Source organism: Burkholderia sp. ZZQ-2 (assembly GCF_050768715.1).
Lineage (GTDB): Bacteria > Pseudomonadota > Gammaproteobacteria > Burkholderiales > Burkholderiaceae > Burkholderia > Burkholderia cepacia.
Map to the genome: position 1 here is coordinate 123,997 of NZ_LDVA01000348.1, position 9,861 is coordinate 133,857.

General features: G+C 57.9%; 10 protein-coding genes and 1 pseudogene. 3 read left to right on the forward strand and 8 right to left on the reverse strand.

What is annotated here, in order from left to right:
- The first annotated feature begins 91 nt into the window (after window positions 1–91).
- Complete coding sequence (locus ABY44_RS34025) at window positions 92–1,228, forward strand: porin (protein ID WP_124675973.1); 1,137 nt, start codon at window positions 92–94, stop codon at window positions 1,226–1,228.
- Between the two features lie 472 nt (window positions 1,229–1,700).
- Window positions 1,701–1,889: pseudogene (locus ABY44_RS34030) on the forward strand (helix-turn-helix domain-containing protein); the annotation flags it as partial.
- Window positions 1,890–2,462: 573 nt separating this feature from the next.
- Here ABY44_RS34030 and ABY44_RS34035 read toward each other — a convergent pair.
- The 3 genes from ABY44_RS34035 to ABY44_RS34045 all read right to left on the reverse strand — a co-directional run bounded on the left by ABY44_RS34035 (window position 2,463) and on the right by ABY44_RS34045 (window position 6,035).
- The gene (locus ABY44_RS34035; RefSeq protein WP_060061521.1) at window positions 2,463–2,753 is read right to left on the reverse strand and encodes an H-NS family nucleoid-associated regulatory protein; all 291 of its coding nucleotides are present in this window, start codon (window positions 2,751–2,753) and stop codon (window positions 2,463–2,465) included.
- A 196-nt stretch (window positions 2,754–2,949) separates the two neighbouring features.
- Complete coding sequence (locus ABY44_RS34040) at window positions 2,950–4,107, reverse strand: toxin-antitoxin system YwqK family antitoxin (RefSeq protein WP_125331777.1); 1,158 nt, start codon at window positions 4,105–4,107, stop codon at window positions 2,950–2,952.
- A 164-nt stretch (window positions 4,108–4,271) separates the two neighbouring features.
- Entirely contained in the window at window positions 4,272–6,035 is a 1,764-nt protein-coding gene (locus ABY44_RS34045; protein ID WP_431643395.1) for a hypothetical protein, read from the reverse strand.
- 287 nt (window positions 6,036–6,322) lie between these two features.
- Between ABY44_RS34045 and ABY44_RS34050 the strand changes: the two genes are divergently transcribed.
- A complete protein-coding gene (locus ABY44_RS34050; protein ID WP_265334231.1) occupies window positions 6,323–6,577 on the forward strand; it encodes a helix-turn-helix domain-containing protein in 255 nt (84 codons plus the stop codon).
- A 20-nt stretch (window positions 6,578–6,597) separates the two neighbouring features.
- Here the strand turns inward: ABY44_RS34050 and ABY44_RS34055 are convergent, their stop codons facing one another.
- From ABY44_RS34055 to ABY44_RS34075, 5 genes are all read right to left on the reverse strand, one after another.
- Complete coding sequence (locus tag ABY44_RS34055) at window positions 6,598–6,897, reverse strand: hypothetical protein (RefSeq protein ID WP_060061950.1); 300 nt, start codon at window positions 6,895–6,897, stop codon at window positions 6,598–6,600.
- 99 nt (window positions 6,898–6,996) lie between these two features.
- Complete coding sequence (locus ABY44_RS34060; protein WP_125331781.1) at window positions 6,997–7,995, reverse strand: hypothetical protein; 999 nt, start codon at window positions 7,993–7,995, stop codon at window positions 6,997–6,999.
- On the reverse strand, window positions 7,995–8,900 hold the full coding sequence (locus ABY44_RS34065; RefSeq protein ID WP_125331783.1) for a phage capsid protein: 906 nt from the start codon (window positions 8,898–8,900) through the stop codon (window positions 7,995–7,997). The genes ABY44_RS34060 and ABY44_RS34065 overlap by 1 nt, the downstream gene beginning before the upstream one ends.
- Before the next feature lie 113 nt (window positions 8,901–9,013).
- Window positions 9,014–9,187, reverse strand: coding sequence for a hypothetical protein (locus ABY44_RS34070; RefSeq protein ID WP_185723438.1), 174 nt, complete (start codon window positions 9,185–9,187; stop codon window positions 9,014–9,016).
- 11 nt (window positions 9,188–9,198) lie between these two features.
- Window positions 9,199–9,861, reverse strand: a 663-nt coding sequence (locus ABY44_RS34075; RefSeq protein WP_431642886.1) for a YqaJ viral recombinase family protein, incomplete at its 5' end; no start/stop codon positions are given.

Here is a 9,861-nt window from a genome sequence, read left to right on the forward strand (position 1 = left end):
GGGCCAATAAATCGCTTCGCTTCATCGGCGTCCACTTGGGCACGATCGAGGCGACGCCAACGAGAATCCACATCATAGGTTAGGAGCATCAATGAAAAAGGCATGTCTTGCAGCGGTGTTCGTGTCGGCTGCAGCAGGGGCCCATGCGCAGAGCGTGGTTACGCTGTATGGGACGGTGGACGACGGCGTGACCTACACCAACAATCAGGGTGGGCATAGCAATATTCAGGCGTCGAATGGTGCTCTTGGAAGCAGCAAATTTGGCTTCCTGATAAAAGAAGATCTCGGCGGAGGCTATAGTGCGCTTGCACGCCTGGAGAATGGCTTCGACATCAACAAAGGAACGCTGAACAACGGTGGCCGCCTGTTTGGCCGACAGGCATACGTGGGGGTAGGTTCACCATTCGGCACAATGACGATGGGACGTCAGTATGACTTGGTCCTCGATTCATTGATCGGCTTGTCAGCGTCGAGTCGCTTTGGCGGCATCCTTGCGGCGCATGCCGCGGATGTCGATAACGTATGGGGTGATTATTCGCTGAGCAATTCGGTGAAGTATGTCTCGCCGAACTTTGCAGGCTTCAAAGTTTCTGCTTTGTTCAGTTTCGGGGGCGTCGCCGGTGATTTCTCCAACGGGAAGAAGGAGTCCGTCAGTCTGAGTTACTCTGACGACGCGCTCAGTGCAGCGGCTGTCTTCTCTCGAATAGACAATCCGGTCACCTCTATCTATGACGCATCCGCGGCTCCGGTCGCGGGAGGTGTCTTTGCCAATCCAATCACCAATCCGATATTCAGCGGATACACGTCAGCGCGTGCTTTGCAGGTCGCCGGTGCCGGCGTCAACTATCGAATGGGGCGAGCACTGGTCGGGTTCACATATACGAATACTCGGTTTGAAGACGTGGTGCGTACCTCTTCGACGCCATTCTCCGGAACCGCGACGTTCAACAATTTCGAAGCCCTCGCTACCTACAATCTAACGCCCGCCTTCATGCTGGGAGCGTCCTACGACTATACCAAGGCCGAATCTGCGAAGTACCTGCAGCTCAACGTGGGTGCCTTGTACAACCTTTCCAAGCGAACGCTGCTCTACGCGACGACTTCGTGGGAGCGCGCGACGGGTATAGATTCGACTGGGAAAGCCGCGGTCGCTGCGTTGACATTCCTGACGCCTTCTTCGACGAGCAACCAAGTGGCTGTTCGCGCAGGTATTCGGCATAACTTCTGATAGAAGGGCGATGCCACCGACCGTCCCGTTGCTTCGCGGGGCGGCCGAAGCAGGGGCTCGCGATTTTCGTGCACTTCTTGGTTTGCTAACTTCGAGCCTGAACGGCGTGGATTGTGCCGATCCATATTAGTTGAGATACACGGGTGATCTGCCAACTTTTTGCAAACGCCTTGGTGACCTTTTTGTGAGGGGCGAGCACATGCTCGCCCCTCGGTTTCCAACCAACCGGCGGGAATCGGGCCAACAGGCAAAGTGTACGGTTTAAGCTCAGTTAGGTCCATCAACAACTCCGGAAAATGACCATCGCACTTGATGTGCAAACTGGCTTGTCCAGTATTTACTAGCGAGCAATCGAAATCTAGGGAAACACTGATTTATCCGGCTCGGTGGTCATCGGCGACGTATCCGAGGCCGTTGTAGAAGATAGTTCACGGAACGGACGCACGACGATGAAACGGCAACACGCAGACGGCTCGTCGAATTAGGCGTGTCCTACCGCGACTTGTCCGGCCAAATTCGGTGCGAACGCGCACTGGATCTATTACACCGCACGAATATGAGCGTGGCCGCAGTAGCGCAAGCTGTGGGCTTTGCCGACGCGGGCAGTTTCAGGCGTGCATTCAAGCGCTGGACGGGGCATGTTCCCCGCTCGGCGGTTTGATCTACCTATACGGGTATTGACAATCCGCTTCAATGTACCATTGTGGAGGAGGCAGGCCTCCAGTGGTTCACTATGCGAGTACTCGACGCGTTCGAGATCTAAGTGCGGTCGAAATTGACTATGGTGTCGCAAAATGGCGATATCGCTAAAGCCGTCAACTATGCACTGAATCGCTGCTCAGTGGCTGCCTTCGCCGCGGGTTCAATGGCCGCCGGATTGGGTTAGCCTCAACAACTCGCAGTAGTAATCAAAAATCTTTGGCCGATTATTGTCGAAATCAACAAGTGCCGCGACGCGAGATCAATAAGAGATGGTGGCACGTCCATCAGTCGACCTCGTTATATTTCATATTTTAAGAAAAGAGAGGTGAATTGGATTATGCTGATGATGGTGGAGTAAATCATTGCTGGTCGGGGAAATTCAGTCGATAGAATAGGTAGACGGTTTCGGGTCGAGGCGATGATGATAGAGGCGTGTGATTGCCATATCTAATATCGTGCACCGTGCCCTACGAAATTCACCGTCCATAGGGCATCACGATACTATCGTTAGTTCAGTTGTCATTGGCACGAATCATGTTTCGATCAGAAATCGATTGCGATTCTTCGCATCCTTAATCCACGCCGGCGCGCGACCACGGCCGGACCAAGTTGCGCCGGTCTTCGGATCGCGATACTTCGCTTCCACGGGCGCTTTGCCCGACCGACCACGCTGTCTGCCAAAGATGTCCTTCTCAGTAAGGCCGTACTCGGCAACCTTGGCGCGAACGTCGTCGAGAACGGCCTGAAATTCTGTAAGGCGTGCTGCTTCCGCTTTCTCTGCCAGTGCTTCTGCCTGTGCCTTCAGTTCCTTATATGTTGCCATATGTCCCTCTTGCGGTTATGTTCCTAGAAGAATAGCGGTTTTGCGTGAAAAAAAGATGTGAATCCGCGTGTGGTTTTGCAAAGGCATGGATATGTCGTGGCTTGACTGAGCGAGGGGATTGTCGGTAATTTAGTGTGGAGTATCAAAAAACAACGGACCGAAGGGCGCGCCACTTTGGTCCGCCGGATTCGACGTACTACGACGGCTGCTTTCCAAGTCGGCAGCTATCGACCCATTCCCATGCCATGTCGTACCGGATGATTGCATCGGGACCATTTTTCGCTACGAAATTCTTCTGCCATTTTTGCGTACAGGCATTGTCTTCGGTCGGCCACGCGTTTCGATCTTCGGTAGGGGCCGATGAAGAGGGGGACGTGAATGCTGCTGCATTGTCGCCGATAGGTGGGAAGCGTTGCTCGCATTGTGTTGACCATTTTGCTTCCTGTTTGCCGTCGACGTCCATGGGATCCGGCGGCGTGGCGTTACGAAGCTCCCGGATGCAAGCTTTTACCAGTTTGCTGCGTTCGAGAGTTGCCTGCGTTTGTGCCGTGGCCTGAGCTTCTTCTGGTGTAGGTACTCGCATGCCGGATTCCCAAATGTTGTGGCTGACGGGTTCGCCCGTGTTGGGATCGAAACGATCTTCGGCACCGTCGAGCTTGTCGTTGGCAAATGATGCGCGGTAGATGACGCGCTTGCCATCAGGTGCATAGCGGATCATTTCCCCGTTGGCCGCACCGTTTTCATAGTGTGCTTCCAGAAGCGTGTTTCCGGTCTTGCCGTCGTACGTCTTGACCGTGCCGTCGAGCCATCCGTGCTTCCAAGGAAATTCCCCGATGAGCTGTTTGGTTTGTGCGTAATAGACCTTCTCTGTCCCGTCCGGCTTGCCGTTGCTGAAATTGACGTCGAGGACGGTACGATCACCCGTGTTATCGAAGATCTGCATTGAGCCGGTTAGTGCAGCGCTGCCGAACGACATTTTCATGCGAACGGTATCGGATTGCGGAGCCTTGCAGGTGACATCGCCATCGAGTATGCCATCGGTAACCTTTGTATCGCAGAGGAATTGACGGATGGCCATCGAACTGATGCCGTCGCGATAGGCTTCGGGCACGACCAATGCGCTGTTTTGCATCATTAGTTGATAGCCTGTCTGGTTATTGAGAATGTCGGAGACGGGTACATTTGTGACCTTTCCTGAGAAAGGCGTGTTCGCGTCGCCGGCGTAGACCTTGCCGTTGACGATTTGAACGTTGCGGTATTCGAGTACATCACCCTTGCAGCCGGCCAGCAGCGTGATGGCGATAGCCGAAACGATGTGCATAGCTTGATGTGATTTCAAGTGGAAGATTTTCATGGGTAAAGTGTGATAGCAGTCACGCGCGTCTGTACGAGTGAAGTGACGGGCGGCAGCGGGGAACAAAAAAAACCGACCGGCGAACCGGTCGGCAGAAATAGTTCTGGCTATCCGAGGCGGCACATGCCAGAACCCAGGCCAAAACGGTGAGACGTCAAGATCGGTTATCGAGAGGTGATCACCGCGTTGAGCGCTGTCATGAGCGAAACGGGCAGACCGCTCGCGAATTGAAGTGATGTTTCGGTGTATGTCGACGGGTACAGCCAGCCCACCTGCAAACGGCTGGCGCGCAGCGCGATGATCAGCTTGGCGCCCCGAACGAGCGGTTGCAGGCGACCGTTGTTAGCAGCCAGTGCCGAGAGGTCGGTCGACGTGAAGTCGAACACCAACACGTTCGAATTGTTGGCGTAGACCGACCAGGTGCTCGGTTTGCCATCGACCGTTGCATGATGATCGGCAGACAACTGAATGGAACCCAATCCGACATTCAGCGCGGCAAGCTCCACGCCGATCGCTTGCTGAATCGATGTGTACGTCGTGTTCGAACTACCGGCCGTCATGACGATCGTGCTGCCGTCCATGTAGGCGGGAACCCCGCCGCAGACCAAACCGTTCTGTACAACTGCGTTGTCGCACATCGGTACGGATACCGGCAGTACGATGCGGTCGGCCGAATAGGTCTGGATGCCGAGGTACGCAGTCGTGCCACTCGGGAACGTGGTGCTGGTCAATTGCGATGCGTGAGCGAAGTCATAGAAGCCCGATACGGCAGGAGCGGCAAGCGACAAGGGTTGCCTCGACAGGTCGACGGCGCGGACCTCATACGTGAAGCTGATGCCGGATGCCGGGTCGGTGCCCGACAAGATCGTGCCGATGCTCGAAAGCGGCAGCGGCGCGAGCCGTTGGGTTTCCGAGATGAGGTTCGACCACGTTCCGTCTGCCTTTAGCACGTACTCGCCGGCAAGCCCATCGTATTTGCCACTGTTGTACACACCGAGACCAACATTGGTCCACGTGTCGGTTCCCGCCGGCAGGTTTTCCTGTTGATCGGTTTGCAGCGCCCCGTTGACGATTTGACGAACGTCGCGGACCAACGCCTGATTGGACGGGCTCGACGTCGGGTTGTATCCGCCGAAGAACGAGATCAGGTAATCCACGAAGCTGTAGGTGGGATTGGCGAGGGTCTGCGAGGCGTCCGCGATCTGATAGACCGGTTTTGCCGCTTGGGTGGCGAGATCGTCCTGAGTGATCGCCGTCACGCTGCCCTTGGCGACCATGGCGTTCAGGGCATTGCGGACGGTTGTGGTGTCCACGGCGCCGTGCGTTGCGAACGTGCCCAGCTTGTCGACGATCTGTACCGCGAGCGCTTGGGTCGTCGCGTCGTTGTTCGCGAAGTAGTCGGCATTCGGATCAGCCTGCTTTCCAAGCAGGCTTCGCACGGCAGCGACGGCTTGCGAGCGGCTCAATCCGGTCTGCATCTGGGCGCCGACCAGCGTCGTGAGCGGACTGACGACCTGTGATGTAGTGGGTTGGATGACCTGCGACAACGTGAAGCTGGCCGGGAACTGGAATCCCGCCGGGCGAGACTGATCCTTGGTCGTCGGCGTGACCTGGACCAGGAGCGTCGTTCCGGTTGCGTCGCCGCTATATGGAATCGAGAACTGGCCGGTCCCGTCCGTGACCGCCATCGGCTCTCCTGAATCACAAACCCCGTTGTTGTTCAGGTCCAGGCAGACAGTAGCGCCGATCAGGTACCCGTCGATGGCTTTGCCGGTGACCGCTGGTGCTGGCGATGTCGGAGTCCCTCCACCGCCCGTTGATGGCTGACTGGGGCCGGAATCGCTGCCCCCGCCGCAGGCAGCAAGGGCGGTCGCGATGGACAGACCCAGGATGTGTTTGCCGAGCCCCGTATGTTGTTTGGCTTTCATTGTTCCACCTTTGATTTTTGGTCATCCGAGGCCTGATTTCGTCCTACCCGTGGATGACGTCGTAGTTATTGCGGCACTTTCAGGAACGAAAGTTGCCGTCCAGATGGCCTCCGCGTGGTTGATGGCTGACGGCTTCAACCGAAATCAATCCAGCGAAGACGCAGAATACTACCAAATCGGTAGTATTTGATGGCGGCTAAACCGAGACGATTTTTGCTTTCCATGATTCGAAGGTAAAAATGTCCGTACTTGCCCAGCGGCTGAAAGAGGCCCGGCAGCGTGCCGGGATGTCTCAAGAGAAACTCGGGATCGAAGCAGGGCTCGACCCGATGTCCGCGAGCACGAGGATGAATCGCTACGAGTTGGGTAAGCGCGTACCGGATCCAGATTTGGTCGTTCGATTGGCCGCTGTTTTGCATACGCCGGCGACGTACTTCTACGCCGCCGACGATACGGAGGCCGACTTGCTGCTCAAATTTCACCGATTGAGCAAAAGTCAAAGAGGCTCAGTGATTGCGTTCGTTGATGAGCTCCTTCGATAGTGCTTCGTTTGGGGGAAGCATCAGTAGTCTCCCGGCAGCAGAAGCGTCGTCACGGACCGATCCCATTCAGTGATGAGCCAAATGGTTTGTCCGTCAGCAAGGACATAGCTGGACAGGATCCGTGATCCAGCTTCGACCGCCAGTTCGTTTTGCTCCCGGTCGGACTCGGACAAATCCCCCCAGTCACCGCATGCGTGTCGGATCAACAGATGGACGATCGAGACGTTCGCATTGGCAACGACGCTCAGCGCGGCAGGCGTGGCAAGGATTCGGCCGAGTTTGAAGCGCGGACCAGGCAGGTGGTTGGATGTCGAATTCATGGTGATCTCTAGTGAGTGGACGAGCAACGGCCTCCAGGCTTGGCTGGATGCGAGGACGTCCGAGGGAATTGAGAAAAGAGAGCCGGGCGAAAGCCCGGTTTATGCCGGCAGGTTGAGTTCGGCCAGTCGCCGGCGAAGTGCCAGAGCTTTGGCTTGCGAGCAGCCGAGGTGGAGACGGATGTCGGCAACAGTGGGGCGGACCAGACCGGCTGCGACGTCTCGCGCGAGTCGGGTCACCGCATCGTTAGTCTGTGCCATGGCCGACGATGGGATATCTAGATTGTCGTTTTTGCGACTAACGGTCTCGCATGTCGCCGCCATCGTGACTTCTGCCGTTACTGGCGGTGCTGTTGTAGTCGCGACTGCGGCCGTCAGGATTGGCATGGGAGTCGCGTCGCGGGCCGGTTCCTCGGTAGAAGAGCGTCCGAGCGCGATGACCCACAGCAAACACGCGACACTTTCCAGCACGGCGGCTAACGTCAATCCCGACAGCAGATCGATTCGCGCAGTAGTCGTGCCGAGTAATGCAGCGAGTCGCGACGTGACCGGGTCCGCGAGTAATGCGTCGCGCTGCCTGGCGACTCGATTGCGTTCGGCTTCGGTGCGTCGCACCTCGTCAGCTTCTGCGTTCAGCGCGTCAAGTTTCGCGACCAGCGTCACGTGACGTGCCTCTTGCATCCCGCAGTCACGACGACACCGTCGTGCGTCGATCGTCGCGAGCTGCTGCATGATCGCGGCTCGATCATCCATGACGACGGTCAGGCTACGGCGCGGCGCGGGCGGGAAAGCAACTGCAGTGGCCATCCGCCGGGCACCTGCATGCTGCTGGGCAAGCAGAAAGAAGGTGATGTGACCGTAGCAAGCGGTCGCCATGCATGCCAACCACAACAGACTGCCGATCGCTCGCACGGCAAGTGCCTTACCTTGGATGAGCGCCGGCAGCAGGTGCGCGCTTGTGACGAGCACCACGCCGATCGCGATCCAGATGAGCCGTTCCGGCCACGTGCCACCGCGTTGCCAACCAGCTAATACGGACAGGCTGAGCGCAGTAGCCGTGGCCGACATCGCCAGAGCAAAGATCCAGCGAGATGACCGCATCACGCCGCCTTGCCACCGAGCAGCACGGCCTTGCGCTCGAGCTTGTCGCGCAGCGTTGCGGATTGACCGGAACCATCACCGCTTCCGGTATCCGCATGACCCGTCGACTCGGGATAGAACTCCTCGGCGACGGCGGCGCGCTCGTCCGGGCTGTCTTCGAATGCGCCATTTGCGAAACCCTGCCGCGCCGCCGCGTCGAGTGCTGCCTGATCGAACCCTGCCGCTCGCCGACGAGCATCGAGTTCACGTGCTTGCATCAGAGCATCTTCGAGCGTACTGCCTGATCGCACCCCCAGATCGACGTAGTAGATCGCGGATCGATAGCTCTGCGTCGTTGACTTCCCGCGCAGTCGCAGTTCCAGCGACAGACTGGCGAGCAGGTTGCCGGATACGGCGCGGAAGTAGTGCAGTCGGGCGGCGAGGGTGCGAATCGAGTTGTACGAGGTGGTGCGGAAGATGAACGAACCCATCTCGTCGTCGTCGCCAACGATCACATTCAGCCGCGCGTAGGGCTTGCAACCGCCCTGGCGTGCGAACGCGCAGCCGTCCGGCGACGGGCAGGGCAGGCTTTCGATGCCGGCGTCACCCGCGCGACGACACGTTTCTCCGTCGCCGACGCACACCGGCCGCCCGGTGTCCCGGTCGAACAGGCTGTAGTCGGCGCGCAAGTTGAGATCCGGATCGTTGAAGAGCATGCGGACCGGAATCGCGCGGAGCTTGCCGGATGCTGCTTTGCGCAGCGTTTCATTGAGCGGATGCAGCATCCATTCGCCGCGCTGCTGCACCTGGGTGGTGAGTGTGAACTGGTCGTCCTTCTCCGGCAGGCGTTTGCCGTTCTTCTCGACAATTCGCCCGATGGAGATGCGCCCGACAACGGGCGGTGTGATAGCAAGACCTTTGAGCATGATGGCCTCTAAGCTGAATAGGTAAAGTGGAGGGATGCGATTTCGAGTTGCCGCACTGGCTACCGAGCGAAATGTGCTTCGAGCTTGTCGTGGATCTCGCGCGGGACGCCTTGCTAGGCTTGAACGCTGATCATCGGGTGAACGCCGAATTGCGCTTGCAACTGGTCGAGTGGCACCGTCGCAACCCACTCGGCATGCTTGCTGAGCGCGTCCATGACGAACGGCTGGGCAAGCGCGCCATATCGTGAAAAAGTCATGATGTCGGTGAGACATTCGAGATTTGTCATGGCCGGTCGGGTCAGGTGGAAATAAGGAAGCGCCGAGAACCGAGTTTCGAGATGGCGTATTGCTGTTCGAGCGAGGGGTGATCGGCCAGTAGCCGCTCCAGATCGATCGATGACGAATCCTTGCTGCGCTTGAACGAGACCGAACCGGTTTCGAACAGGGCGCGCGTGGCATCACCCATGGCTTCCTGGATTGCTTGCTTGAACTGCGCCTCGAGCTGCTGGCGCGTCTCGATCTCGGTCCGTACGGCGACCAGATCGGCAAACACGGAAGACAGGTGACGATCACCGCTGAAATCGATCGTTTCGCCGTTGCCGGGATACAGATGGCGTAGGGCGCGGTCGGCCGACTCCGATCCGTCGGCGGGCGGTGGCGTATCGCTCTCCACGAAACGCCAGAAACGGGCTTCGAGTTCGACCAGCCGCTTGATCAATGCCTCGTCCCGTTCGATCCGATGAACTTCCAGTGCCTGGCCGCACAACAGGACGGCGACGTGTGCAGCAGATTTGCCTGTTACTGCAAGCTGATGCTGAACCTGAATTTGTACGTACTCGGGCACGCCTTCCCGCCAGAGCCGGGCCCCGAACTCTCCCGCTGTCTTACATTCGAGAATCTGGACGTCGGGCACGCCAACGATCTCCCGGTCGAGGTTGGCGAGCATGAAAGGGATCGTCGG